This is a genomic window from Streptomyces sp. NPDC053431 (assembly GCF_044544925.1).
Classification (GTDB): Bacteria; Actinomycetota; Actinomycetes; order Streptomycetales; family Streptomycetaceae; genus Streptomyces.
Map to the genome: position 1 here is coordinate 212,801 of NZ_JBITXX010000004.1, position 26,059 is coordinate 238,859.

At 73.0% G+C, this 26,059-nt stretch carries 20 protein-coding genes; 10 read left to right on the forward strand and 10 right to left on the reverse strand.

Going from position 1 to position 26,059, the window contains the following annotated elements:
* The first annotated feature begins 404 nt into the window (after nucleotides 1-404).
* The 8 genes from ACIGXE_RS13665 to ACIGXE_RS13700 all read left to right on the forward strand — a co-directional run bounded on the left by ACIGXE_RS13665 (nucleotide 405) and on the right by ACIGXE_RS13700 (nucleotide 12,003).
* Entirely contained in the window at nucleotides 405-1,781 is a 1,377-nt protein-coding gene (locus ACIGXE_RS13665) for a sugar transferase (protein WP_399746732.1), read from the forward strand.
* A gap of 1 nt (nucleotide 1,782) precedes the next feature.
* Nucleotides 1,783-2,943, forward strand: a complete 1,161-nt coding sequence (locus ACIGXE_RS13670) for a Gfo/Idh/MocA family protein (protein ID WP_399746734.1) — start codon at nucleotides 1,783-1,785, stop codon at nucleotides 2,941-2,943.
* A complete protein-coding gene (locus ACIGXE_RS13675) occupies nucleotides 2,940-5,063 on the forward strand; it encodes an aminotransferase class I/II-fold pyridoxal phosphate-dependent enzyme (RefSeq protein WP_399746736.1) in 2,124 nt (707 codons plus the stop codon). The genes ACIGXE_RS13670 and ACIGXE_RS13675 overlap by 4 nt, the downstream gene beginning before the upstream one ends.
* Nucleotides 5,060-5,785: an acetyltransferase gene (locus ACIGXE_RS13680; RefSeq protein ID WP_399746738.1), complete on the forward strand. Its 726-nt coding sequence runs from the start codon at nucleotides 5,060-5,062 to the stop codon at nucleotides 5,783-5,785. Before ACIGXE_RS13675 ends, ACIGXE_RS13680 begins: the two co-directional genes overlap by 4 nt.
* Complete coding sequence (locus ACIGXE_RS13685; protein ID WP_399746740.1) at nucleotides 5,782-6,897, forward strand: DegT/DnrJ/EryC1/StrS family aminotransferase; 1,116 nt, start codon at nucleotides 5,782-5,784, stop codon at nucleotides 6,895-6,897. Before ACIGXE_RS13680 ends, ACIGXE_RS13685 begins: the two co-directional genes overlap by 4 nt.
* A gap of 60 nt (nucleotides 6,898-6,957) precedes the next feature.
* The gene (locus ACIGXE_RS13690; protein WP_399746742.1) at nucleotides 6,958-10,212 is read left to right on the forward strand and encodes a DUF4082 domain-containing protein; all 3,255 of its coding nucleotides are present in this window, start codon (nucleotides 6,958-6,960) and stop codon (nucleotides 10,210-10,212) included.
* An 84-nt stretch (nucleotides 10,213-10,296) separates the two neighbouring features.
* Nucleotides 10,297-11,343: a glycosyltransferase family 2 protein gene (locus ACIGXE_RS13695; RefSeq protein WP_399746744.1), complete on the forward strand. Its 1,047-nt coding sequence runs from the start codon at nucleotides 10,297-10,299 to the stop codon at nucleotides 11,341-11,343.
* A 51-nt stretch (nucleotides 11,344-11,394) separates the two neighbouring features.
* Complete coding sequence (locus tag ACIGXE_RS13700) at nucleotides 11,395-12,003, forward strand: acyltransferase (protein ID WP_399746746.1); 609 nt, start codon at nucleotides 11,395-11,397, stop codon at nucleotides 12,001-12,003.
* Here ACIGXE_RS13700 and ACIGXE_RS13705 read toward each other — a convergent pair.
* Complete coding sequence (locus ACIGXE_RS13705; protein WP_399746748.1) at nucleotides 11,978-12,682, reverse strand: hypothetical protein; 705 nt, start codon at nucleotides 12,680-12,682, stop codon at nucleotides 11,978-11,980. The genes ACIGXE_RS13700 and ACIGXE_RS13705 overlap by 26 nt on opposite strands.
* A gap of 56 nt (nucleotides 12,683-12,738) precedes the next feature.
* Here ACIGXE_RS13705 and ACIGXE_RS13710 point away from each other — a divergent pair, with 56 nt between their 5' ends.
* Nucleotides 12,739-14,793: an O-antigen ligase family protein gene (locus ACIGXE_RS13710; protein WP_399746750.1), complete on the forward strand. Its 2,055-nt coding sequence runs from the start codon at nucleotides 12,739-12,741 to the stop codon at nucleotides 14,791-14,793.
* The gene (locus ACIGXE_RS13715) at nucleotides 14,793-15,737 is read left to right on the forward strand and encodes a glycosyltransferase family 2 protein (protein WP_399746752.1); all 945 of its coding nucleotides are present in this window, start codon (nucleotides 14,793-14,795) and stop codon (nucleotides 15,735-15,737) included. Before ACIGXE_RS13710 ends, ACIGXE_RS13715 begins: the two co-directional genes overlap by 1 nt.
* Here the strand turns inward: ACIGXE_RS13715 and ACIGXE_RS13720 are convergent.
* The 9 genes from ACIGXE_RS13720 to ACIGXE_RS13760 all read right to left on the reverse strand — a co-directional run bounded on the left by ACIGXE_RS13720 (nucleotide 15,716) and on the right by ACIGXE_RS13760 (nucleotide 25,483).
* A complete protein-coding gene (locus ACIGXE_RS13720) occupies nucleotides 15,716-16,519 on the reverse strand; it encodes a glycosyltransferase family 2 protein (RefSeq protein ID WP_399746754.1) in 804 nt (267 codons plus the stop codon). The genes ACIGXE_RS13715 and ACIGXE_RS13720 overlap by 22 nt on opposite strands.
* On the reverse strand, nucleotides 16,519-17,181 hold the full coding sequence (locus tag ACIGXE_RS13725) for a class I SAM-dependent methyltransferase (RefSeq protein ID WP_399746756.1): 663 nt from the start codon (nucleotides 17,179-17,181) through the stop codon (nucleotides 16,519-16,521). The genes ACIGXE_RS13720 and ACIGXE_RS13725 overlap by 1 nt, the downstream gene beginning before the upstream one ends.
* A gap of 128 nt (nucleotides 17,182-17,309) precedes the next feature.
* Nucleotides 17,310-18,353, reverse strand: a complete 1,044-nt coding sequence (locus ACIGXE_RS13730) for a hypothetical protein (RefSeq protein WP_399746758.1) — start codon at nucleotides 18,351-18,353, stop codon at nucleotides 17,310-17,312.
* 1 nt (nucleotide 18,354) lies between these two features.
* Nucleotides 18,355-19,902, reverse strand: coding sequence for an oligosaccharide flippase family protein (locus tag ACIGXE_RS13735; RefSeq protein WP_399746760.1), 1,548 nt, complete (start codon nucleotides 19,900-19,902; stop codon nucleotides 18,355-18,357).
* 14 nt (nucleotides 19,903-19,916) lie between these two features.
* Nucleotides 19,917-20,861, reverse strand: a complete 945-nt coding sequence (locus tag ACIGXE_RS13740) for a chain length determinant protein (protein WP_399746762.1) — start codon at nucleotides 20,859-20,861, stop codon at nucleotides 19,917-19,919.
* Nucleotides 20,862-21,013: 152 nt separating this feature from the next.
* Nucleotides 21,014-22,153: a non-hydrolyzing UDP-N-acetylglucosamine 2-epimerase gene (gene wecB, locus ACIGXE_RS13745; protein ID WP_399746764.1), complete on the reverse strand. Its 1,140-nt coding sequence runs from the start codon at nucleotides 22,151-22,153 to the stop codon at nucleotides 21,014-21,016.
* A 5-nt stretch (nucleotides 22,154-22,158) separates the two neighbouring features.
* Nucleotides 22,159-23,415, reverse strand: a complete 1,257-nt coding sequence (locus ACIGXE_RS13750) for a nucleotide sugar dehydrogenase (protein ID WP_399746765.1) — start codon at nucleotides 23,413-23,415, stop codon at nucleotides 22,159-22,161.
* Nucleotides 23,415-24,194, reverse strand: a complete 780-nt coding sequence (locus ACIGXE_RS13755) for a WecB/TagA/CpsF family glycosyltransferase (protein ID WP_399746767.1) — start codon at nucleotides 24,192-24,194, stop codon at nucleotides 23,415-23,417. Before ACIGXE_RS13755 ends, ACIGXE_RS13750 begins: the two co-directional genes overlap by 1 nt.
* Nucleotides 24,191-25,483, reverse strand: coding sequence for a hypothetical protein (locus ACIGXE_RS13760; protein ID WP_399746769.1), 1,293 nt, complete (start codon nucleotides 25,481-25,483; stop codon nucleotides 24,191-24,193). The genes ACIGXE_RS13755 and ACIGXE_RS13760 overlap by 4 nt, the downstream gene beginning before the upstream one ends.
* Nucleotides 25,484-26,059: the final 576 nt, after the last annotated feature.

The following is a 26,059-nucleotide window of genomic DNA, read 5'->3' on the forward strand; positions in this document are numbered from 1 at the left end:
CAACTATCGGTAGGAGTTTCACACAACTGCTGGTTGGCCTGCCCCAGTTGGTCTAGATTGAGCGCTGCCGAATCCGCTCGGTCGCGAACACACTCGTGTCCCGGGCGGTTTCTGCGTCCTGTGCGGGCCCGGCCGTGGCTGGGGAGACTTGCGACCTCGGTCCGCACCGTTTTGTCAGGCGGAAGAGCCGCGTACCCTCGTCGACCGTCGCCGCCCTTCCCCTGCCCATGAGTCGTGCGCTCAGGGGCGGATCGGGGGAATGGCCGCGAGCGCTGGGCGGGGTGCGTGCGAAGCGCCCTTGGGGGGAATGGATGACCGTCCTGCCGGTCACGCATGAGCGGCATCGTGTCGAATCCACACACTTCGACGTCCACCGCCTGTGGTGGCGGAGGAGACACCAGATCGTGCTGCTGGTGGCGGACGCCGTCGCGGCCGTCGCCGCCGCACTGCTCGTGCTGCGGGCGGGCGGCCACTGGCCGGTCGTCCTCGGACTGCCGCCGGCCTGGGTGGTCGTGCTGTGCGCCCACCGGGCGCACGCGCGCAGCTCGCTCGGCTCGGGGACCGAGGTGTACCGGCGCGTGCTGCGCGGCACGCTGGTCCTGCCGGCCCTGGCCGCGGGCCTCGGCTGGGGAGCCGGAGACCTCGACCTGCTGCACGAGATGATCCTGGCGGCCCCGGCGGCCGCCGTCCTGTCCCTGGCCGCCCGGTTCGCGCTGCGGCGCCGGCTGCGCCGCGACTGGGCGCGGGGCGAGAACCGGACGACCGCGGTCCTTGTCGGCCCTGCGGCCGGCGTCGCCGAACTGCTCACCGCGCTGCTGCGCGACGGGCGGCCCGGTGCTCCCGCGGCGGCCGTGCTCCAGGGCATGGACATCGCCGCGGTGTGCCTGACGGATCCGCAGAACGCCAAGGAGGTCGACGCCTTCGGGGTACCGGTGCTCGGCGGCGTCGACGAGGTCCCGGGCGCCATCCGGACCTTCCGCGGCTCCACGGCCGTGGTGGTGCTGCCCACACCCGAGATCGACGCGGCCCTGCTGCGCCGGCTCTCCTGGAGCACGGCGGCCGCCGGGGGCGACTTCCTGCTCGCGCCGGCCTTCGGGGACGTGGCCGCCGCGCGTCTGGAGGTCCGGCCGGTCGGCGGTGTCCCGCTGATCCACGTCCGGGCCCCCCGGCTCTCGCGGCTCGCCCGGCTCCCCAAGGAGCTGGCCGAGCGCCTGATCGCCGCGGTGCTGCTGGTGCTGCTGGCGCCGCTGATGTGCGTGGTCGCGGTGATGGTGCGGCTCGGCAGCCGGGGTCCCGCGCTGTTCCGGCAGGTGCGGGTGGGGCTGCACGGCAAGCAGTTCACCATGCTGAAGTTCCGTACGATGCGGCCCGACGCGGAGGCGCTCCGGGCGGAGCTCGCGAGCGCCAACCACAACAGCGACGGGCTGCTCTTCAAGGTCCGCGAGGACCCGCGGGTGACCAAGGTGGGCGCCACCCTGCGCCGCTACTCGCTGGACGAACTCCCGCAGCTGATCAATGTGCTGAGCGGCCGGATGTCGCTGATCGGGCCGCGTCCGCCGCTGCCCGAGGAGGTCGCCGGCTACAGCCACGAGGTCCGCCGCCGGCTGCTCGTCAAGCCCGGGCTCACCGGCCTGTGGCAGGTCAGCGGCCGCTCCGACCTGCCCTGGGAAGAGGCCGTACGGCTCGACCTGGCGTACGTCGACAACTGGTCGCTCGGCCTCGACGCGGTGATCCTGCTCCGCACCGGCCCCGCGGTCCTGCGCGGCACGGGTGCCTACTGACATGCGCACACACCAGCCCACCGACCTGGGCACCGACCTGGAGGGGAACACGTTGAACGACGCCGCCCGACCCGACGAGCGACGGGGAGTCGCCGTCATAGGCGCTGGCTACTGGGGCCCCAACCTCGTGCGCAACTTCCAGGCCAGCGACCGCTTCCGGCTGCGCTGGCTGTGCGACCTCGACGTCACGCGGGCTCAGCGGGTCCTCGGCGGATACTCCACCGTGCAGGCGACGGCCGACTACGCGGCGGTCCTGGCCGACCCCGAGGTGCACGCCGTCGCCGTCGCCACGCCGGCCGGCACCCACCTCGACGTGGCGCTCGCCGCGCTGCGCGCCGGCAAGCACGTCCTCGTCGAGAAGCCGCTCGCCACCACCTACGCCGACGGGGCGCGCCTGGTCGCGGAGGCCGAGGAGCGCGGCCTGACCCTGATGTGCGACCACACCTACTGCTACACGCCGGCCGTGGCGAAGATCCGCGAGCTGGTCCACGAGGGCGCGCTCGGGGACATCCACTACGTGGACTCGGTGCGGATCAACCTCGGACTGGTCCAGAAGGACATCGACGTGCTGTGGGACCTCGCCCCGCACGATCTGTCCATCCTCGACTTCATCCTGCCCGAGCACGTGGAGCCGGTGGCGGTCGCCGCGCACGGCGCGGACCCGATCGGCGCGGGTCAGGACTGCATCACGTACCTCACCCTGCAGCTGAACACGGGCGCGATCGCGCACGTGCACGTCAACTGGCTGTCCCCCACCAAGGTGCGCACCACCATGGTCGGCGGCGCCAAGCGCACCCTCGTCTGGGACGACCTGAACCCGGCCCAGCGCGTCGCGGTCTTCGACCGCGGGGTGGACCTGGCGACGCCGCAGGACCTGGGCGCGGACGAGCGCCGCGAGGCCCTCATCTCGTACCGGAGCGGCGACATGATCGCCCCCGCGATCGGCGAGAAGGAGGCGCTGCGCAGCATGGTCGACGAGTTCGCGGCGGCGATCACCGAGGGGCGGGCCCCGCTGACCGACGGGCGGGCGGGCCTGCGGGTCCTGGACATTCTGGAGGCGGCCTCGCGGAGCCTGGAGTTCCGTGGCGCGGTCGTCGGCCTGCGGACCGGTGCGGACCGGTCCCTGAAGAACGCGAACGAAGCGGTGGGAGAACGGCGTTGAGCGATATTCGGGACAAGCGGATCCTGGTCACCGGCGGGGCCGGCACCATCGGCTCCCATGTGACGGACCTGCTGGTCGAGGGGGGCGCGCGCGAGGTCGTCGTGCTCGACAACTTCGTGCGCGGCCGCCGGGCGAACCTCGCGCGGGCGATGGCGAGCGGCCGGGTGGAGCTCGTCGAGGGCGACATCCGGGACGCGGCGACCGTGCGCAGGGTGACGGAGGGCGCCGATCTCGTCTACCACCTGGCGGCGATCCGGATCACCCAGTGCGCGGAGGAGCCGCGGCTCGCCAACGAGGTGATGGTCGACGGCACGTTCAACGTCCTGGAGGCCGCGGCGGCCGCCGGGGTGGGCAAGGTGATCGCCTCGTCGTCGGCCTCCGTGTACGGCCTGGCCGAGCAGTTCCCGACCACGGAGCGGCACCACCCGTACAACAACGACACCTTCTACGGCGCGGCGAAGGCCTTCAACGAGGGGATGCTGCGCAGCTTCCACGCCATGTACGGCCTGGACTACGTGGCCCTGCGCTACTTCAACGTGTACGGGCCGCGGATGGACATCCACGGCCTCTACACCGAGGTGCTGATCCGCTGGATGGAGCGGATCGCCTCGGGCGAGCCGCCGCTCATCCTCGGTGACGGCGCCCAGACGATGGACTTCGTCGACGTCCGGGACATCGCGCGCGCCAACATCCTGGCCGCCCGCGAGGACCTCACGGACGAGGTGTTCAACGTGGCGAGCGCCACGGAGACCTCGCTGCGCGAGCTCGCCGACGCGCTGCTCGAGGTGATGGGCTCCGACCTGGAGCCGGTGCACGGTCCGGCGCGCGCGGTCAACGGGGTGACGCGGCGGCTCGCCGACACCACGCTCGCCGAGGAGCGGCTCGGCTTCAAGGCCGAGATCGACCTGCGGACCGGCCTGAAGGACCTGGTCGACTGGTGGCGGGCGGAGAAGGGCGCGACCGCCACGGACGCCGAGCGGGCGCCGGCGCGGATCCCCGTGATGGTGCCGTGGCTGGGCGAGGAGGAGGCGACCGCCGCCGCCGAGGCCGTACGGTCCGGCTGGGTCGCCCAGGGTCCCCGGGTCGCCGCCTTCGAGCAGGCCTTCGCGGAGCGGGTCGGCGCCCGGCACGGCGTGGCGGTCAGCTCCTGCACGACCGCCCTGCACCTGGGGCTCGTCGCGCTCGGGCTCGGCCCCGGTGACGAGGTCGTGGTCCCGTCGCTGTCCTTCATCGCCACCGCCAACGCGGTGCGGTACGTGGGGGCCGAGCCGGTCTTCGCGGACGTCGACCTCGCGACCGGCAACCTGACCGCCGCCACCGTGGACGCGGTCCGCACCGGGCGGACCAAGGCCGTCCTGGTGGTGCACCAGGGCGGGGTGCCCGCGGACGTGGAGGAGCTGCGCGAGGCCTGCGCGGCCTGGGGGCTGCCGCTGGTGGAGGACGCGGCCTGCGCGATCGGCTCGACCGTCGGCGGCGGGTCCGTCGGCCGGGCCGCGCTGCTCGCCGCCTGGTCGTTCCACCCGCGCAAGCTGCTCACCACCGGCGAGGGCGGCATGATCACCACCGACGACGCCGAGTGGGCGGCGCGGCTGCGCCGGCTGCGCGAGCACGGGATGAACGTGTCGGCCGCCGACCGCCACGCGAGCGGCAAGCCGGTCCTGGAGAGCTACCTGGAGACCGGGTTCAACTACCGGATGACCGACATCCAGGCCGCGGTCGGCCTGGCCCAGCTGGAGAAGCTCGACGCGATGGTGGCGCGCCGCCGCGAACTGGGCGCGCGCTACGCGAAGCTGCTGGCCGACGTGCCGGGTCTGGAGCCGGTGCGCGACCCCGCGCACGGCGAGGGCAACTTCCAGTCGTACTGGGTGCTGCTCGCCGAGGACTTCCCGGTGGGCCGCGACGCGCTGCTCGCGCTGCTCGCCGAGGCCGGGGTGTCGGCGCGCCGCGGCATCATGGCGAGCCACCTCGAACCGGCCTACGCGGGGCACCCGGTGGCGGCGCTGCCGGTCACCGAGCGGATCAGCCGCGACTCGCTGATCCTGCCGCTGTTCCACACGATGACCGAGGCCCAGCAGGACCACGTGGTCTCCGTGCTGCGGGAAGCGGCGGCGCGCCGGTGACCCGGCTCGTGATCATCGGCGCCGGCGGCTTCGCGCGGGAGACCGCGCAGGCCGCCCGCGCCGCCGGCCTGCCCCTGGCGGGCCATCTCGACGACGACCCGGCGCTGCACGGCGTCGAGGTCGACGGCGTGCCCGTGCTCGGCGGCACCGAGCGGGTGGCGGAGCTGCCGGACGCCTCCTTCGTGGTGTGCGTCGGCAGCCCGCGCGACTACGCCTCCCGGGCGCGGGTGGTGCGGCGGCTCGCCCTGCCCGAGCACCGCTACACCACCGTGCTCCACCCGACCGCCGTGGTCTCGGCGAGCTCCGCGGTCGGCCCGGGGACGGTGCTGCTCGCCCACACCGTGCTGACCGCGGCCGTGCGGGTGGGCCGGCACGTCGCGGTGATGCCGCACACGGTCCTCACGCACGACGACGAGGTCGCGGACTTCGCGACCCTCGCCTCGGGCGTACGGCTCGGGGGCGGCGCCCGGATCGGCCGGGGCGCGTACCTCGGGGCGGGCGCGCTGGTCCGCGAGGGCACGGCGGTCGGCGCCTGGTCGCTGGTCGGCATGGGCTCCGTGGTCCTGGGCGACGTGCCGCCGGGCGAGGTGTGGGCAGGCTCCCCGGCCCGCCTGCTCCGCCCGGCGCCGGCCACGGCACTCGACGAACTGCACGGCGAACGCGACGACAGCGACGACCAGGGGAACCTGCGGGTCCCGGCACGAGGAGTGAACGGCTCATGAACCAGATTCCCCTGGTGGACCTGAAGGCCGCCCACGCGGAGGTCGCGGAGGAGATACGGGCCGGCTTCGACCGGGTCCTCGCGAACACCGCCTTCATCGGCGGCGAGGAGGTCGCCGCCTTCGAGCGCGAGTACGCCGAGTTCGGCGGCGTCGCCCACGTGGTGGGCGTGGCCAACGGCACCGACGCCCTGGAGCTGGCCCTGCGCGCGAGCGGGGTCGGCGCGGGCGACGAGGTCGTGCTGCCCGCGAACACCTTCATCGCCACCGCGGGCGCCGTGGCCCGGACCGGCGCCCGCGCGGTCCTGGTCGACTGCGACCCCGACACCCTGCTGATCGACCCCCGGGCCGCCCGGGCCGCGGTCGGCCCGGCCACCAAGGCCGTGGTGCCGGTCCACCTGTACGGGCAGTGCGCCGACGTCGCCGCGCTGGCCGAGGGTCTGCCGGCACACGTACGGATCGTGGAGGACGCCGCCCAGAGCCAGGGCGCGAGCCGGCACGGCCGTACCCCGGGCAGCGGGGGCATCGCCGCGACCAGCTTCTACCCGGGCAAGAACCTCGGCGCCTACGGGGACGCGGGCGCCGTCCTCACGGACGACGCCGAGGCCGCCGCCCTGGTGCGGGCCACCGCCAACCACGGCGGGGTCCACAAGTACCGGCACGACGTGCCCGGCTTCAACAGCCGGCTCGACGGCCTCCAGGCCGTCGTGCTGCGCGCGAAGCTGCGCAGGCTCGCCGCCGGCAACGAGGCCCGGCGGACGGCGGCGGCTCGCTACGACGAGCTGCTCGCCCCGCTGGCGGAGACCGGCCGCGTGGTCCGCCCCACGACGGCCGACGGCAACGCGCACGTGTGGCACCTGTACGTGGTGCGCGTGCCGGGCGCCGACCGGGACGCGCTCGTCGGCAAGCTCAACGCGAGCGGCGTCGGGGCGGGTGTGCACTACCCGGCCCCCGTGCACCTGACGCCCGCCTACCGCCATCTCGGCCACGAGCGCGGGGACTTCCCGCACGCCGAGCGGGCGGCCGACGAGATCCTGTCGCTGCCGCTGTTCCCGCAGATCACCCACGACCAGCAGCGACAGGTCGTGGACGCACTGGTGAATGCCCTGAACTAGGGCCCGCTCCCCACCCCGGCCGTGAGGCCTGGACCTGTACTGCCCGTGAAAGGTACAGCGATGCAGAACCACTTCCGTCGGGTCAGAGGCGCCGTGTTCGCCCTGGCCGCGGCGCTGACAGCAATCTTCTTGCCGCCGGGCGGAGAGGCGAGCGCGCTCGCCGATCCCTGCGGAACGGGCAGCAATCCCATCGTCTGCGAGAACTCCAAGCCGGGCACGCCGATGTCCGACTGGTTCGCGGGCAGCTCCTGGGGCGACATCGCGGGATTCCCCACCAAGATGAGCCTCCAGGCCGGGGAGACCCTCCAGTTCAAGGTCCAGTCCCCCTCCGCCTACCACGTGCGGATCTACCGGCTGGGCTGGTACGGCGGTGACGGCGCGCGGCTGGTCTCCACCGCGGCGCAGGCCTCCCAGACGTACCCCGCCACCTATCTCTCGCAGCGTCCCAGCTGCGTGAAGGACCAGCCGACGGGCCTGATGGACTGCGGCAACTGGCCCACCACGGTGAGCTGGACGGTGCCGAACGACGCGGTCTCGGGTCTCTACGTGGCCAACTTCGACCAGGCCGACGGCAACGGCCTCATGCCGTACCCCTTCGTGGTGCGCAACGACGCCGGCCACTCCGAGATCGTCGTGCAGACCTCGGACCAGACCTGGCAGGCGTACAACGACTGGGGCGGCACCAACCTCTACGACGGTCAGGGTCCGGCGCCCGACGGGCGGGCGTACAAGGTCAGTTACAACCGCCCGATGGACATCGGCGGCGAGAACGGCATCTACGGCTCCGAGTACGAGATGATCTCGTGGCTGGAGCGCAACGGCTACGACCTGAGCTACGTCTCCGGCCTGGACACGGCCACCCGGGGTGCCGCGCTGCTCGCGAACCACAAGATGTTCATGTCGCAGGGGCACGACGAGTACTGGACGCAGGAGCAGTTCACCAACGTGCTCAACGCGCGCAAGGCGGGCCAGCACCAGACGTACTTCGCCGGCAACGAGGTCTTCTGGAAGACCCGGCTCGAACCCAGCATCGACGGCAACAACACCGCGAACCGGACGCTGGTCTGCTACAAGGAGACCAAGCTCAAGTTCCCGACGCCGAACGGTGTCGCCGACCCGAGCAACGTGTGGACGGGTACCTGGATGGACCCGGACAGCACCAAGGAGGGCGAGCCCTACCGGCCGCAGAACATCCTCACGGGTTCGCTGTTCCAGGTGAACGGCCCGCGCAACGACGCCATCACCGTGCCCGCCGCCTTCGCGAAGATGCGGCTGTGGCGCAACACCACGGTCGCGGGGCTGACCGGCAACCAGGTCGCCACCTTCCCGCAGGGCACCCTCGGCTACGAGTGGGACAGCGACATCGAGAACGCCTCCCGGCCGTCCGGGCAGATCAGGCTCTCCTCCACCACCGTCGACATCAACGACGGCAACTACCTGCTCGACTGGGGCAACTACTACGGCAACGGCACCGCGACCCACAGCCTCGTCGCGTTCCGTGACCCGACCTCGAACGCCCTGGTGTTCGGCACCGGGACCGTGCAGTGGTCCTGGGGTCTGACCAACGTCCCGACGGCCGACCCGAACGGCGGCGTGGTCACCGAGGACAAGCGGATGCAGCAGGCCACCGTGAACATCCTGGCCGACATGGGCATCCAGCCGAAGTCCCTCCAGTCCGGACTCGTCACGGCCACCGCCTCCACCGACACCACCGGGCCTGCCGTCACCGTCACCAGCCCGGCCGCCAACGCCTCCGTCCCGGCCCTGCGCCAGATCACCGTCACCGGTACCGCCACCGACGCGGGCGGCGGCGTGGTCGCCCGCGTGGAGGTCTCCACCGACGGCGGCACCACCTGGAAGGCGGCCGAGGGCAACGGCTCCTGGAGCTACAAGTGGACCCCGCTGGCGGAGGGACCGGTCCAGCTGAAGGTCCGCGCCGTCGACGACAGCGTCAACATCGGCGCCGTCACCACCATCCCGCTGACCGTGGCCCAGCAGCAGTGCCCGTGCACGGTGTGGCCGGCGACGGCCGCCCCGGCGAAGCCGAACGGCGGTGACGGCAGCTCCGTCGAGCTCGGCGTGAAGGTCCGCAGCTCGGTCCCCGGCACGATCACCGGCGTCCGCTTCTACAAGTCGAGCGCCAACACCGGTACGCACAAGGGCAGCCTCTGGTCCTCGACCGGCCAGCTCCTCGCGACCGGCACGTTCGCCAACGAGACCGCGTCCGGCTGGCAGGAGCTGAAGTTCGCGAGCCCGGTCCCGGTGAAGGCCAACACCACGTACATCGCCTCGTACTTCGCGCCGAACGGCGGATACTCCTACGACGCGCACTACTTCACCGACAAGGCCGCGGGCCTCGCGCCGCTGACGGCGCTGCAGTCCGGCACCGACGGCGGCAACGGCGTCTACCGGTACGGCTCCACCAGCGGCTTCCCGAACCAGGCGGCCTCGGGCAGCAACTACTGGGTGGACGCCGTCCTGGAGACCGGCTCGGCCAGCACCGTGCCGCCGACCGTCACCGGCCGCACCCCGGCCCCCGGCGCGACCGGCGTGGCGATCACGGCCCCGCTGTCCGCCACCTTCAACCAGAGCATCGACAGCGGCACCCTGGTGTTCACCGTGCGGGGCCCCGGCGGGGCGGCCGTCCCCGGCCGGGCCACGCTCGACGGCGACGGGAAGACCGCGGCGTTCACCCTCAACAGCCAGCTGGCGCTGGGCACCACGTACACGGCCTCCGTGCAGGCCGCGGACCTGTGGGGCAACGCGATGGCCGACCCGGTCACGTGGACCTTCACGACCAGCGCGACCCCGCCGCCGACCTCGTGCCCCTGCACCCTGTGGAGCGCGCAGACCGTGCCGGCGCAGACCGCGGTGACCGGCGACCCCAACTCCCTGGAGCTGGGCACCCGTTTCCAGTCCTCGGTCGACGGCAAGGTCACCGGCGTCACGTTCTACAAGGGCGCCACCAACACCGGCACCCACACCGGCAGCCTGTGGGCCGCCGACGGCACCCTGCTCGCCACCGGCACCTTCGGCGGCGAGACGGCCACCGGCTGGCAGACGCTGACCTTCGCCACCCCGGTGAACATCACGGCCGGCACCACGTACGTGGCCTCGTACCACGCCCCGAACGGCAACTACGCCTCGGATCCGGCGTACTTCACGGGCACCCACCTGAACTACCCGCTGTCGGCGCCCGCCGACACGAGCGGCAACGCCAACGGCCTCTACCGGTACGGCGCCACCAGCGCCTTCCCGAACGGCTCCTACAACTCCACCAACTACTGGGTCGGCCCGGTCTTCACGACCGGCTGACCCGGCCGACCGGACGAACCGTCCGAACCACCCGATCCATCCGAACCACCCGATCCACCTGACCGAAAACGGGGAACGCACCACATGAGCTCTGTCAGCGTCGTGATCCCCTGCTACAAGTACGGCCACTTCCTGGCCGACTGCGTACGCAGCGTGCTCGACGAACAGCCCGGCCTCGACGTGCGGGTGCTGATCATCGACGACGCCTCGCCCGACGACTCGGCGGAGGTGGCCAGGAAGCTGGCCGCCTCCGACCCGAGGATCGAGGTGCGGGTCCACGAGCGCAACAAGGGCCATATCGCCACCTACAACGAGGGCCTCCTGGAGTGGGCGGACGGCGACTACGTCGTGCTGCTGTCCGCCGACGACAGGCTGGTCCCCGGGGCGCTCGTGCGGGCCGCGGCCCTGCTCGACGCCCACCCGGAGGCGGGCTTCGCCTACGGCAGGCCGCTCCGGTTCCGGCACGGCGGGCCGCTGCCGGCGGCCCGCACCCGGAGCACCGGCTCCGTGGTCTACCCCGGCCACTGGTGGCTGGAGCGGCGCTTCCGGGAGGGCACGGGCTGCATCACCTCACCCGAGGTCGTGGTCCGCACCAGCCTGCAGAAGAAGGTGGGCGGCTACGACCCCGACCTTCCGCACGCCGGCGACATCGAGATGTGGATGCGGCTGGCCGCCCACGCGGACGTCGGCTACGTCCGCGGGGCGGACCAGGCCTTCTACCGCGTGCACGGCGACAACATGTCCACCACGGACTTCGGCGGCCAGCTCGACGACATCCGGCAGCGGCGGGTGGCGTTCACCTCGGTCCTCGCCAAGTGCGGCGACCTCCTCCCGCAGGCGGACCGGCTGGCCGGTCTGGTCGACACCCGGCTGGCCCGGCAGGCGCTGCGGCGGGCCTACCGGGCGTACGACCGGGGGCGGACGGACGTCGTGCCCGTGGACGAGCTCGTGGACTTCGCCCGCGCCTGCCGGCCCGACGTCGAGGCGCTGCCGGAGTACCGGGCGCTGCGGCTGCGGCGCCGGATCGGCGCCCGCGTCATGCCGTACCTCCAGCCGCTCGTCCTCTCGGCGGTGGCCGAGCGGGCCCGCGAGTGGTTCTGGTGGCAGTCGTGGAAGCGGCGCGGGATCTGATCACTCCCCCGTCCCCCTCCGATCTCCGATCTCCGAACGAAAGGTACGTCCGTGAACTACCGGGTCCAGCCCACCGCTCAGGTCGACGAGAAGGCCGTGGTCGGCGCCGGCAGCAGCGTGTGGGAGCTCGCCCAGATCCGCGAGGACGCCCGCCTGGGCGAGAACTGCGTGGTGGGCCGGGGAGCCTACGTCGGGCCCGGTGTGACCATCGGCGACAACTGCAAGCTGCAGAACTACGCCCTGGTGTACGAGCCCGCGGTGCTCGGCGACGGGGTCTTCGTCGGCCCGTCCGTGGTCCTCACCAACGACCACAACCCGCGGGCCGTGGACCCCGACGGCAGGCTCAAGCGCGGCGGCGACTGGGAGCCGGTGGCCGTCCGGATCGGCGACGGCGCCGCCGTCGGCGCGCGCTCGGTGTGCGTGGCCCCGGTCAGCATCGGGCGCTGGGCGCTGGTCGCGGCCGGCTCGGTGGTGACGGCCGACGTCCCCGACTTCGCCCTGGTGATGGGCGTGCCCGCCCGGCAGGCGGGCTGGGTCGGCAAGGCGGGCGTCCGGCTGACCGCGCACCCGGAGCGCCCGGGGATCTGGGAGTGCCCGGAGACGGGCGAGCTGTACGAGGAGCGGGACGGGCGTCTCACCGAGTACGGTGCCGCGCACTGAGCTCCGGGGCCTCCGCCGTGTCCGGGTCGTCCGGGGTCCCGGGGGTCTCCGCGTCGGAGCGTCGGCGGCGCCGTGCCGTCGCGTACCGCTCGACCCACAGCGCCGACATGACGCCCGTGAGGGTGCCGAGCGCGCCCACCCCGGCGAAGGCCCGGGACCGGTTGGGGGGCAGGGCGACGGTGCCGGGGCGGTTCACCAGGTCGACGGTGAGCAGCGTCGCGGCCGGCACGCCCTGAGCGGTCTGGAGGGCGCTCAGATGCCGGCCGTAGACCGCGATGATCGCCTGGACCGTGCGGTCGGCCGCCTCGGGCGCGGACTGCTCGGCCTCGATCTGCAGGGTGGGGATCGAGTAGTACGGGGTGGCGCTGGTGCCGCTGTTGCGGGGGGTGATCCGGTAGGTGCCGCGCACCCCCGCCTCGCGCAACTCGGCGCGCCCGGCGGGCGACTGGAGCTGCTGGACCACCGCGAAGCTGACCATGGCCAGCGAGGGCTGGAGGTTGGTCAGCTGGTTGGGCTGGTTGTCGGTGCGCGGCGGCTTCACCACGAGCACCGCGGAGCTCTGGTAGCGCGGCGCGGGCCGCAGCGCCGGGTAGCAGGCGACGCCGGTGACGAGCGCGGCGAGGACCAGGACGTACCAGCGGCGCAGCAGCACGCCGGCAAGTCCCTCGGGAGTCAGCACGTCTCTTTCCATCAGCACCGATACTGGCAGCACCGAGGGGAACCGGGGGAGGGTTCGTGAGCATCGCCGAGATCTTCCGTGTGCTGTGCAGGCGTTGGTACGTGATGGTGCCGTTGACCCTGCTCGGTCTGGTCGCGGGCGGCTATCTGTACACGACGGTGCCCGTGACGTACGAGTCGCAGAGCCAGCTGGCCCTGCTCAACTCCAGCCGGGTGGCCAGGCCGGCCCCGAGTTACGGCAATCCGCTGGCGTACGCGAGCGGTTCGCTGATCGGCACGGCCGACGTGCTGATCCGGGCGCTGCAGGCGCCGGAGACGGCGCGGACGCTGCAGGGGCAGGGCATCACCGACGAGTACGCGGTCGACTTCGCCGCCAAGGCCGAGGGCCCGCTGCTCACCCTCACGGTCAAGGGCGAGGACCGCGCGAAGGTGCTCGACGAGACCCGGAAGATCACGGACTACGCCGCCGAGCAGCTCCAGGTCCTGCAGAAGCAGGCCCGGGTGCCGGACGGCTACTACGTGCAGTCGGCGCGGATCGTGCCGCCGCAGAAGCCGGTCTCGCAGCCGAAGTCCCGCTACCAGAAGGTCGCCGCGGTCGTGGTGTTCGGGATCACCGGCGCCTTCCTGCTCTCGTTCCTGGTGGAGACCTGGGCGGGGGCCCGCCGCCGCGCCCGGGGCCTGCCGGACCCGCACCCCGCTCCCCCGGCGCCCCGGCCCGGGGCGGGCCGGCTGCGCCGGCTGCTCACCCGGCCGCTCGACGCCACCGCCGTGCTGACCGGCTATCTGGCGCTCGCGCTGTTCCTGCCGTCGAACCTGGCGCTGCCCGCCCTGGGCGGGGCCGGCACCCCGGCGAACGTCTTCGCGCTGCTCGGGCTCTTCTGGTACCTGGCGACCTGGTGCAGCGGCCGGATCGCCCCGGCGCCCGGCACCCGCACGATGCGGACCGTGATGCTGGTGGTCGGCGTCGCCGTCCTGCTCTCGTACATCGCCAACCAGGACCGGATCAGCAACCAGAAGGAGATCCTGGCAGCCGACCGGGGCCTGATCGTGCTCCTCGTCTGGGTGTCGCTGGTCGTCCTGACGACGGCCGCGATCCAGGACCGCGAGCGACTGAACGTGCTGCTGGGGCGGCTCGTCGTGATGGGCACGGTGGTCGCCGCGCTGGGCCTGTACGACTTCTTCACCGGGACCAACATCGCCGACTCGCTGCGCATCCCGGGACTCAACTCCAGCACCGCGAGCGTGAACGTCATGGACCGCGGCTCCTTCACCCGGCCGCGCTCGCTGACCGCCCATCCGCTGGAGTTCAGCGGCATGCTGGCGATCCTGCTGCCGTTCGCGGTCTGGTACGCCTTCGATCCGGCCCGCCGGCACCTGCGGGCGTACCGGCGCTGGGCGCCGGTGGTGCTCCTCGGCGGCGGCCTTCCGCTGACGGTCTCGCGGACCTCGATCATCGGGATCGTCGTGGTCGCGCTGGTGATGGTGCCGCGCTGGAAGCCCGAGCGGCGCTGGACGGCGATCGGCATCCTGTTCGGCTCGGTCGCGGTGTTCAAGGTCCTGGTGCCGGGCCTGATCGGCACCATCACGGGGCTGTTCTCGGGCAGCCTCAACAACGCGGACAGCAGCACCCAGGCCCGCACCGTCAAGTACCCGAAGATCTACGAGTACTTCGTGCAGGATCCGGTGTTCGGCCGGGGCTTCGGCACCTTCACGCCCGAGCGCTACTTCTTCACCGACAACCAGTACCTGCTCACCGTCGCCGAGCTGGGCGCCCTCGGGGTCGCCTGTCTGCTGCTGCTCGGTCTGACCGGGGTGCACCAGGGCGGTTCGATCCGGCGGCTCGCCCGGAGCGAGTCGGACCGGGAGCTCGGCCAGGCCTTCTTCGCCTCGGCGACCGTGGCCCTGGTGATCAGCGCCACCTTCGACACCCTCAGCTTCCCCATGTTCGCGGGCGTGTTCTTCCTGCTCCTCGGCGCGGGCGGCAGCTGCCTCGGCTTCGTACGGCGCGAGGCGGCCGGAGCCGCCGCGCCGGCGGCGTCCGGGCACCGCACGGCCGCGGCGCCCCCGGCGCGCCCGCGTACCCCCGACTCCGAACGCCTCGTGGAGATTTGATGCCGCATCAGCCCGCTTCCGCGGTCGGCCCGGTGGCCGTCCTCGTCGTCACCTGGAACAGCGCGGAGGTGCTGCCCGGCTTCCTCGACTCGCTCCCGGCGGGGATGAAGGGCCTGGACTGGCGGCTCGTCGTCGCCGACAACGCCTCCTCGGACGGCACCGTCGCCGTGGTGCGCGAGCTCGCGCCCGAGGCCACGGTCGTGGAGACCGGCCGCAACGGCGGCTACGCCTTCGGCGTCAACGCCGCCCTGCGCGCCGCCGACGCCTGGGAGGACGGCTACCGCGCCGTCCTGATCTGCAACCCCGACATCCGGATGGGCGAGGGCTGCGCCGCCACCCTGGTCGAGGCCCTCGGCTCTCCCCTGCCGGACGGCTCGCGGGTCGGGATCTCGGTGCCGCTCCTGTACGAGGAGGACGGCGCCCTCGTCCACTCCCTGCGCCGCGAGTCCAGCCTGACCCGTGCCCTCGGCGAGGCGGTGCTCGGCAACCGCAGGGCCGGCCGGTTCCCGCGCCTGAGCGAGCTGGTCACCGCCCCGGCCGCCTACGCGGGACCGACGACGGCGGACTGGGCCACCGGCGCGCTGATGGCGCTGTCGCGCGAGTGCGTGGCGGCCTGCGGGCCGTGGGACGAGTCCTTCTTCCTCTACTCGGAGGAGACGGAGTACTGCCTGCGGGCCGGGGACCTCGGTCTGAGCACGCGCCTGGAGCCCTCCGCGCGGGCGACCCACCTCGGCGGCGACTCACGGGTCTCGCCGCGCCTGTGGTCGCTGCTCGTGGTGAACCGGGTGCGCCTCTACCGGCGCCGGCACGGTCTCGCCGCCACGGCGGCCTTCCGCGGAGCGGTGCTGCTGCGGGAGCTGTCCCGGGCGGCGCTCGGGCGGGAGCCCGCGCGCGCCGCCGTGGCGGCCCTGCTGGGGCGGCCTCAGTCCCGCCACGAGGTGTAGAAGCTCCCCGGGTTGACCAGGTAGCGCACGGTGGGCCGGGCGAGATGGGCGACCCGGTGCGTCCGGCCGTAGCGGCGGATCAGCTCCCAGTCCTCGCGGGGCAGCACCTCGGGGGTGCGCCGCAGCCGGCTGAAGCGCAGGGCGGGGACCCGGCGGGCGACGAAGGCGTTGGTGTCGAGGAAGGCCTCGTGCGCGGCCCTGCGCCGGTCGTAGGGCACCGACAGCACGTCCATGGCGGTGCCGTCCGGCCGGACCCGCCGCAGCGCCGTGTAGACGCCGTCGGGGCCGTCGGGCGCCTCCAGGGCGGTCAGCGCCTCCTGGAGGTGGTCCGGCTCCCACAGGTTGTCGTCGTCGAGGAAGGCGACGTAGGCCGAGTCGGTCAGCCGGATGCCCACGTTGCGCACGACCCCCGCCACCCCGGTGTTCCGGGCCAGGGAGACGGCGAAGAGCCGTGGGTCGGCGGGGAGTTCCGGGAGCCCCGCGCCGTCGTCGACGACGATGACGACCTGGTCGCGCACGGACTGCTCCAGGGCCGAGCACACCGCCCGCAGCAGCGCCTCGGGGCGCCGGTGGGTGGCGATGACGGTCGCCACCCGGGCCGTCGGGCGCCGGCCGAGGTCGCGCGCGAGCCGGGCGGTCTCCGCGTCCTCGACCCGGCGCAGCCGCCGGGCGGTCGGCGCGAGCAGGACCTTGTTGCGCAGCTCGTACAGGACGAGCCACCCGAAGCGCCGCTTCAGCAGCTCCCAGGGCGCGCGCAGGACCCGGCGCGGCAGGCCGCGCATCAGGGCCGGGTGCGGACGGCCGTCAGCGACTTGGTGAGCCCGGCCACCCGCTCGCTGAGGATCACGGACCGGGGGAAGAGGTAGCGCATCTCGGCGCGGGTGAGCAGCTCGATGTTGATGACCGCGTCCATGCCCTCCTCCGGTGTGCCGGGGCGGCTGTGGGTGAGCGGCCAGTGGCGTACGAGCTTGGCCTGGGCGGCGAGCGGCAGGAACTGGAAGCCGGGGGCGAGGAAGTGCGGCTCCACCGGGAAGTAGCGGTAGGGCGTCTGCACCCAGTGCAGCGGGGCCAGCTTCTCGATGGCCGTGACGAAGCGGCGCCGCTGGGCGTGGCCGCCGACGTGCTCGATGGTCGAGTTGGAGACGACGAGGTCGAACTGCCCGAGGGAGTCCGGGATCGCGGGGTCCGTGACGTCGGCGATCTCGGCGCTGATCCAGTCGGGCAGGTCCGCGGGGTGCGCCTCCAGGTTCACCAGGTGCACGTGCTTGGGCCGCAGCGGGGAGCGCAGCCAGTTGTCGGCCGTGCCGCCGAGGTCGACGACGCGCAGGTCGGCGATGGCGGGGAAGCAGTTGCGGAACCGCTCCCAGCGGGCCGCGCGGAATCGTTCGCCGAGCGAGTCGGGCGCGTCGACGAAACGATTGCGGAGGGCACGGATGCCGGACATCGCATCAACCACCTGGGGTTCGAAGAAAGGGTGGGGTCGGGCCCAACCCTATGCGGAGAGTGGGGATTTATCAGCCGATCTGCTGATCTGCCGATCTGCTGATCTCGTGGGTCGCGGATCTCGTACGGTCAGGGCTGGGCCGGGACGACGGGTGTGCCGTCCGCCATCCGGTTGCCGCGCCACACGTTGCCCTTGCCGGCCGGGTTCCAGTAGGCGACGGCGCCGTACCGGCCGCCGGCCGGGTAGTACTGGGGCGAGAACACGTTGTCGGTGACCTCGATGCCGGTGGAGTCCTTGCCGCCCGCGTAGAGCGTGTAGGCGCCGCCGGCCAGCCAGTTGTCGTCGACGACGGTGTGGGAGACGGGCGCGCTGTCGGCGAACAGGCCGATCGCGGCGGAGGCGCCCTTCTCGACCGGGGTCGGGTTGAGCAGCGTGTTGTGCCGGATGATCAGCTTGCCCTTGCCGCCGCCGTTGCTGATCACCGCGTTGGTGTGCTGCCACTCGCCGTCGAGGTTCTTGAACGGGGTGACGTCGTGCACGTAGTTGTCGTGCAGATGGCCCTGGCCCATGGACAGGGCGTCGCCGAAGACGGAGATGTCGCAGTGGCCGACCTCGATCGAGCTGGTGCTCATGTTGGACACCGCGTAGTCCGAACCGCCGTTGTTCGGGCCCTTGCCGGGCACGGCGGTGATGGTGGTGTGGAGGACGCGGAGTCCCGAGTAGCCCGGGCGCAGGTTGATCCCCCACCAGTTGGTCGAGGTGATGCGGCTGTCGACGACGGTGACGTCGTTGGCGTAGATGTCGAGGGAGCCGGTGATGTCCCAGCCGCGGATGACCGTGCCGTCGGTGCGGATGGCGGCGTTGCCGGTGCTCTGCGGGGTCAGGGTGGCGATCCGCGGGCCGGTGGTGCTCGCGTCGGGGTAGCCGCAGTCCCGGGGGCGCGCGCAGCCCTTCGGCGCGCGCGGCTTGCCGTCCGCGGTGCCGGCGGACGCGCCGGGCGTGCCGTCGGCCCCGGGCGCGGTGATCGCCCGCGAGTCGCACAGCGCCGCGCCCCCCAGGCACAGCGCCTGCTGGCCGAGCCCGGTGAAGGTGAACAGCGAGAACAGCAGGACGGCGGCGAGCAGCGCCGCGCCGAGGACCTTCCGGCGGCCGGATCGGGCCAGGGGACTCACCTCATCGCTCACGGGCCGGCGCGGCCGGCCGCTTCTGCGCCGGTACGGAGGGGACGGCGCGCTCGGCGTCCACCGCAGGCCGCTCGTCGGCCCGGCTCCGGCTCCGCCGGGCGAGTGCGCCGTGCACCAGTGTGCGGCCGGGCAGCACGCACAGCCCGTAAGCCACGAGCCCGACGACGCTCGTGGCGCACAGGGCCACGAGGCCCTCGCCGAGGCGCTGCCGCAGCAGGACCAGCAGGACCCCCAGCACGGCCCCGCCGAGGACCGGGCGGACGCAGACCCGGGCGAGGGCGCGGACCGCGATGCCGCCGCGGCGCAGGGCCACGAGGAAGGCGGGCAGGACGATCACGCCGGCGACGACGACATGCCCGACCGCGACCGTGTCGATGCCCCCGGCGCGGGCCGCCAGGATCAGCACGGGGACCAGCGTGACCAGCCAGAGCCCCTGGATGAGCAGCAGCGATCGGCGTCGGCCGATCGCGACCAGGCAGTCGTACGTGAGCTCGGCGGCGATCCTGGCCAGCCCGAGGGCCATCAGCCAGGGCAGCGCCTCGGCCGCGGGCCGCCACCTGGCGCCGTAGACGAGCTCGACCAGCGGTCCGGCGAGCGCGCCGAGCAGCACGCAGGCCGGGACGGTGGCGGCCATGAGGACGCCCAGGGCGCGGGCGAAGCCCTCGGAGAGGGCCTTCGGGTCGCCGGCGAGGCGGGAGAAGCCGGCGAAGGAGACCCGGCGGGCGGTCTCGGAGATGACCCGCACGGGCCAGCCGGCCATGTTGAAGGCGAGCATGTAGAAGCCGAGGGCGACGTTGCCGAGGACCGCGCCGACGATCATGGCGTCGGCGTTGACGACGGCGAGGGAGAGCAGGCTGGCGCCGGCGAGGGGCAGGCCGAACCGGAGCAGTGCCCTGGCCTGCTCCTTGTCCCAGCCGAACCGCAGCATGCCCGGGGCGGCGACGGCGCAGCCGACGAGGGCCACGACGTTGCCGGCGACGGCTCCGCAGGCGAAGCTCATGGCGCCCCAGCCCCGGAGGGCGAGGATCAGGGTGACGGAGGTGCTGACGACGAAGTTGAGGGCGTCGACGACCATCCGGCGGCCCTGCCGGAACTCGCGGGTGAGGACGCCCGCGGGCACCTGGGCCAGGCCGTCGAGCACCAGGCACAGGCACATGACGCGGAGCACGGCGGTGGCCTCGCCGGAGCCGAGCAGCGCGGCGACGGCCGGGGCGGAGACGAAGAGCGTGAGATAGAGCAGGCCGCTGGACAGGGCGCCGAGGGTGAGCACGGTCGGCGCGAACCGCCGTACGTCGCCGTCCCACCGTACGACGGCCAGTGTGACGCCCAGCTCGTTGGCGGCGAGCAGGACCATGAGGACGGTCTGGGCGACGCCGTACACGCCCCAGGCGGCCGGGTCGAGCACGTAACGGACCAGGACGATGCCGGTGGCGAAGTTGCCGAGCCGCATCACCATGGTGTTGACGAGGCTCCACCGGGTCGCCGAGCGGACCTTGGTGCCGAGGGACGCCTCGCCCTCGGCGGGTGCGGACTCCATCGAGGGGCTCCTTGTCACTTCACCCATGACGGCGGCCGCTTGGCGGGGCGGCGCTCGGCGACGGGCAGCACGGGCAGCTGGACGGTGGGCTGGTCGGGCTGCTGCTCCGGGGCGCCTTCGGACCGGTCGCCCTCGGACCGGTCGCCCTCGGACCGGTCGCGCTCGGACCGGTCGCGCTCGGGGGCGGTGCGGGAGCCCTGGGCGTCCGGGGCGTCGGTGCCGGTCAGCAGGCCGTCCGTGAGGTGACCGCCCAGGTCGGCCGGCCGGGCGGGGCCGGCCGCCACCGGGGCGGGCCGCTCCTCGGGCCCGGGGGCGGACCCGGACCGCTCGGTGTCCGGATCCTGACGGTGCTTCCGCGGGGTCCGGCCGCGGCGGCGCGCCTCGGCGAAGAAGGTACCCACGAGGCTGAGCACGATGCCGAGGCCCGCGGCCATGACGAGGTACTGCACCTTGGACTTGAGCTTGGGCTCGGGATCCTGCGGCGGGACGATGGTGGTGATCCGGATCATGGATTCCGGGGCCACCTTCTGCTCCGCCTGCAGGTCCTCGAGCCGCTGGGCGGTGAAGGCCATCAGCGTCTTGTTGCCCTGGAGGACCGCGTCCCGGTCCTCACCGGTCACGGTGAGCCAGAGCAGCGGCCCCTGCGCGTTGTCCGCGATCTTCGCCTCGTACTTCTCGGTGAGCCCCTGGGCCTTCAGCTCGGCCGCCGACGCGTCGGAGTTGACGTTGCGGGCGAGGCTGTCGGCCATGCCGGTGAGCGAGGGCTCCATGCTGAGGAAGGGATTGCCGTCCGCCTCCGCGCCCTTGCGGGAGTTGAGCATGGCGACCGTGCTCTGCGACTCGTACGAGACCGGTACGAGCAGCCAGGCGCCCACCGTCAGACCGGCGGTGAGCAGCAGCCCGGGCACGAGGACGTACCACCGCCGGCACATGACCCGGAAGATCTCTGCGAGGTCCATGGCGTTCCCCCTTGCGCGCCCCTGATCGGCGGCTGCTCAACTGCCTTGCCGCAGATGAGGATAGGTGGGATCGCGAGCGGACGTGAGCCCTTCGCGATCACCACGTGCGACGTTCTGCGGTGTGACGTGCCGCCGGTGGTGCCCGGTGACGGTCAGCGGTGGTCCGTGGGGCGGGGGTGGTCGGTGGGCCGGGCGCGCTCGGCCGCCGTTCCGCCGTCCAGGAGCACCCGGGCGATGCGTTCGCCCGCGTGCCCGTCCCACAGTTCGGGGCGACGGGGCGGCGGCGGTTCGTCGAGGAGCCGCACGGCGGTGGCGACGATCCGGGCCGGGTCGCGGCCGGCCAGGACGTTGGTGCCCTGTTCGACGGTGATCGGGCGCTCGGTGTTGTCCCGGAGCGTCACACAGGGCACGCCGAGGGCGGTGGTCTCCTCCTGGACCCCGCCGGAGTCGGTGAGCACGATCCGGGCGCCGGCCTGCAGGGCGATGAAGTCGAGGTAGCCGGCGGGCGGGACGAGCCGGATGCCGCCGGGCACCCCGAGCGCGTTCAGCCGGTCGGCGGCCCTCGGGTGCACGGGCAGGACGAGCGGGCAGTGGGCGGCGACCTCGCCGAGGCCCTTGAGGAGGCCGGCGAGGATCTCGGGGTCGTCGACGTTGGCGGGCCGGTGCAGGGTGACGAGGCCGTACGCCCCGGTGTCCAGACCGAGTTCGGCCAAGGTGCGGGACTCCTTCGCCCGTTCCAGGTTGGCGAAGAGCGTGTCGATCATGACGTTGCCCACGACGTGGATCTGGTCGTCCCGATAGCCCTCGGCACGCAGGTTGTCGGCGGCGTCGGGGGACGGGGCCAGCAGGTAGTCGCTGATCCGGTCGGTGGCGACCCGGTTGACCTCCTCGGGCATGGACCAGTCGCGGCTGCGCAGGCCCGCCTCGACGTGCGCGAGCAGCGGGCCGCCCTTGGCCGTGACCAGGGCGCAGGCCAGCGTCGAGTTGACGTCGCCGACCACGACCACGACGTCCGGCGCGAGTTCCTCGACGAGGGGCTCGAAGGCGGCCATGACCCGCCCGGTCTGGGTGGCGTGGCTGCCGGAGCCCACGCCGAGGAAGTGGTCGGGCGGGCGCAGGCCGAGGTCCTGGAAGAAGACGTCGTTCATGGCCGGGTCGTAGTGCTGCCCGGTGTGGACGAGGATCACCTCGGCGCCCTGGGCCTCCAGGGCGTCCATCACCGGTTTGATCTTCATGTAGTTGGGGCGTGCGCCGGCGACGCAGAGGATCCTGCGGACGGTGGTGACGGTCATGCGGTTCAGAGCACCTCGATCCGGGGACCGCTCAGCCGGCGCCGGCAGTCGAGTACGTAGTCGGCGTGGGCCTCGACGAGGCCGTAGTCGAAGGCGTCGTGGTCGGTGATGAGCACCACCGCGTCGGCGGCGGCGAGCTCCTCCTCGGTGAGCTCCACGCGGACCAGCCGGCGGTCGACCCGGTGGCCCTCGACCACGTGGGGGTCGGCGGCGCGCACCTCGGCGCCCATGTCCAGGAGGAGTTGGGAGATCCGCACGGCGGGCGACTCGCGGGCGTCGCCGGTGTTCTTCTTGTAGGCGAGGCCGAGCAGCAGGATCCGGGAGCCGTTCACGGCCCGCCTGCGGGTGTTGAAGGCGCTGACCAGGCGCTGGATCACGTAGTCCGGCATGTGGTTGTTGATGTCGTTGGCGAGCTCGACGAAGCGGAAGCTCTGCCCGAGCTCTCGCTGCACCCGCCAGGACAGGTACGAGGGGTCGATGGGCAGGCAGTGGCCGCCGACGCCCGGTCCGGGGGTGAAGCGCATGAAGCCGAAGGGCTTGCTGGAGGCGGCGTCGATCGCCTGCCACACGTCGATGTCGAGGTGGCGGGCGAACATCGCTATCTCGTTGACCAGGGCGATGTTGACGTGCCGGAAGGTGTTCTCCAGGAGCTTGGCGAGCTCGGCCTCCTTGGGCGAGCCGACCGGCACCGTGGTGTCGACCAGGCCGTCGTAGAAGTCCCGTACGGCCTTGAGGGAGGCGGCGTCCACGCCGGAGACCACCTTAGGGGTCTGCTCGAAGCCCCAGACGGGGTTGCCGGGGTCGATCCGCTCGGGGCTGTAGCCGAGGTGGAAGTCGGATCCGGCGACGAGCCCGGACCCCTCTTCCAGGAGGGGGCCGAAGAGCTCCTGGGTGGTGCCGGGGTAGGTGGTCGACTCCAGGACGACGGTGGCCCCGGGGCGCAGGTAGCGGGCCAGGGTGCGGGCCGACTCCTCGATGTAGCGCAGGTCGGGGGTGCCCTCGTGCAGCGGGGTCGGCACGGTGACGACGGCGACGTCGAAGCCGCCGATGTCCCGTACGGAGTCGCTCGCGCGGTAGGTCCCGGCCTCGAGGGCGGCGCGGAGGCGCTCGGAGGAGACGTCCTCGACGTACGACTCCCCCGCCGCGAGGCTCTTCACCCGCTCGGTGTCCACGTCGTAGCCGATGACCTCGTGCCCGGTCTCGGCGGCCCGGACGGCGAGCGGCAGGCCGACGTATCCCTGTCCCACGACGACGACGCGCATCACGATTCCCCCCTGCTTGCGGTGCTGATCGGCGGTGCCGGCGTGCGGCGGAGCAGCTCCCGGCCCGTCATGAGGGCGAAGGAGACGTTGGTGGTGAGGTAGCGCTTTCCCAGGCGTCGCGGCTCCTGCAGGGCGCGGTAGAGCCATTCGAGGCCGAGCCGCTGCCAGCGTTCGGGGGCGCGCCGGGTGACGCCGGCCAGGATGTCGAAGGAGCCGCCGACGCCGTGGACGAGCGCCACCTTGCTGCGCTCGCCGTAGCCGGCGGTGAAGATCTCCTTCTTGGGGGAGGTCATGCCGAGGAACAGCATGTCCGCGCCGCTGGCGGCGATGGCGTCGGCGATCGCGGGCTGCTCGCTGTCGTCGAAGTAGCCGTTGCGGCTGCCGGCCACGCGCAGGCCGGGGAAGCGGACGGCGATCCGCCGGAGCATCGTGTCCAGGACGTCCTGCCGGGCGCCGAGGAGGTACACGGAGTGTCCGGCGGCCTCGGCCTCGCCGAGCAGCCGCATGAACAGGTCGATGCCGGCGACGCGTTCGGGCAGCGGGCGGCGGAGCAGCCGGCCCGCCCACACGACGGCCTGGCCGTCGGCGAGGACCAGGTCGCAGCCGGAGACGGCCCGGGCGAGGGCGGGGTCGCGGCGCATGTTGACCAGCTTGGCGGCGTTGACGACGCCGATCTCCAGGCGTTCGCCGGCGCGGACGGCCGCGAGGCAGCGGTCCACGGTCTGGTCCATGGTGAGCGCGTCGAGGGTGACGCCGAACAGGTTCTGACGTGCGGTCATCTGTCGGCCGCCTCCGTCTCGTCGGCGGTCCGGAAAGCCGTGGCCTTCCGCTCGGACTCCCCGGCCCCGGTGGCCCTCGCCTCGGACTCCCCGTCCCCGGTCACCTTCGACTCCCCGGCCGCGGTGGCGCCGAGCGGCCCGCCGGCCCGGATCGAGCCGAGCCAGGCGAAGAGCATCCAGCCGAACTCGTACGGCCGGCACTCGCGGTCCACGGCCGTGGGGCGGAACACGGAGTCGAGCGCGCCGATCCGCAGTCCGGGCACCAGCCGGGTGGAGAGGCCCCGGGCGGCGCGCACCGCCTTCTTGGGGTCGCCGCGGTAGACCTTGCGCCAGGTGACCCCGAGGTCGTCGAGGATCATCGGCTCGGACGCGCCGGCCCGGGCGAGTTCGGGGACCTCGGTCATCCAGCGCAGGCCGCGGCGGATCGGCTCGCCGAAGTCGGTGCCGCCGGCCTCGGCGAGGTCGAGCAGCGCGGTCGGCGCCATCGCGTGCTGGTGCACGCTGTAGACGGGGTAGCCCTCGACGACGGTGCCGCGCCGGGCGTCGTAGTGCCACCACCACTGTCCGCCGTCGCCCTGGAGGGCGCAGATGCGGGTGGCGCAGGCGTCGGCGGCGGCGAGCGCCTCGGGGTCGTCGCCCGAGGCGTGCGCGCGGGCGAGGGCCTGCAGCGGGTAGGTCTGGTCGGCGAAGCAGCCGATGTGGTCGCGGTACCAGGCGTTGAGGCCGGGTCCCGTGGCGTGCGGGAAGAGCGGGCTGTCGCCGATCCGGGCGCGCAGCAGCCGGTCGCGGGCGGCGGCGAGGCGCTGCTCCACGTCGAGGGTGCCGCGGGCGGCGGCGAGCGCGGAGAGCACCCAGGCGGCCTCGACGGTGTACTGGGGGCGGCCGGGCACGTCGAGGGCGGCGACCCGGTCGAGCGCGTCCGACAGCTTGGGGTGGCCGGTCTCGGCGGCGGCCCAGGCGACGAGCGCGGCGTCGCCCAGGTTGCGCACCCCCGGGAGCCGCTCGACGAGCAGGCCGGTGAACTCCTCGGCGGTGTGCCCGCCGAGGACCGCGCGCTGCCGGTCGACGGGCAGGAAGCGCACGCCGAGGGCGGTGATCGCCGCGTAGCGGATGCTGGTGCCGCGCTGTTCCAGGGTCCATTCGCCGGGGCCGGCGGGGTGTCCGACCCGGGTGAAGACGAAGCCCGTCCCCTCCGGCAGGAGCATCTTCGGGAGTCCCCGCTCGGCCACGGCGAGCAGGCGGACGGCGAGGTCGTGGAGCGGTCGGTCCGCCGCCGCGAGCTCGGTCATCCGTGAACTGCGTGGAATGTCGGGTGTGTTGGCAGGACGATCGGACACACCCACCCCCCTCGGGTCGGTCCCGGACCAGAGCGGCTGGTCCGGATCGGCTGGCTGATCGGCCGGCTGTGGGGCCGGCTGTTGTGGTGCGGGACTACGACGGGGTGTCGTGCGACGCCGGATTGCGGGCAGCGCGGCGCGGCGCGGGACGGAACCGCGGCACCCCCGAGGGATGCCGCCCTGCGCGTCGGCGCGCCTATCCGGCGGATGCCCGGATCTCGGGCAGGCCGGCGCGCGATCGGTCCCGGGTGTCACGAACCCGGGCAAGTCGAACATGATGAGACGGACAGTCGGCGTCGAGGCGTCTACGCCTCGGCCTCCCGCCGGTGAAACCCCCCACGAACACCCCCAGCGCACAGCGCGAACGTTGTGCTCAACTCGCAGCGTACAACGGGAAGATAGGCGCACAACACGGTGACGATGAGGCCTTTCGCGGAATTGGTGCCAAGCGGTCGCGAAGCCGCACCGATCGCGACCTTCCGACGGGCCTCCAGCGGTTACAGTGGGCGCGCGTTCACCCGCTCGACG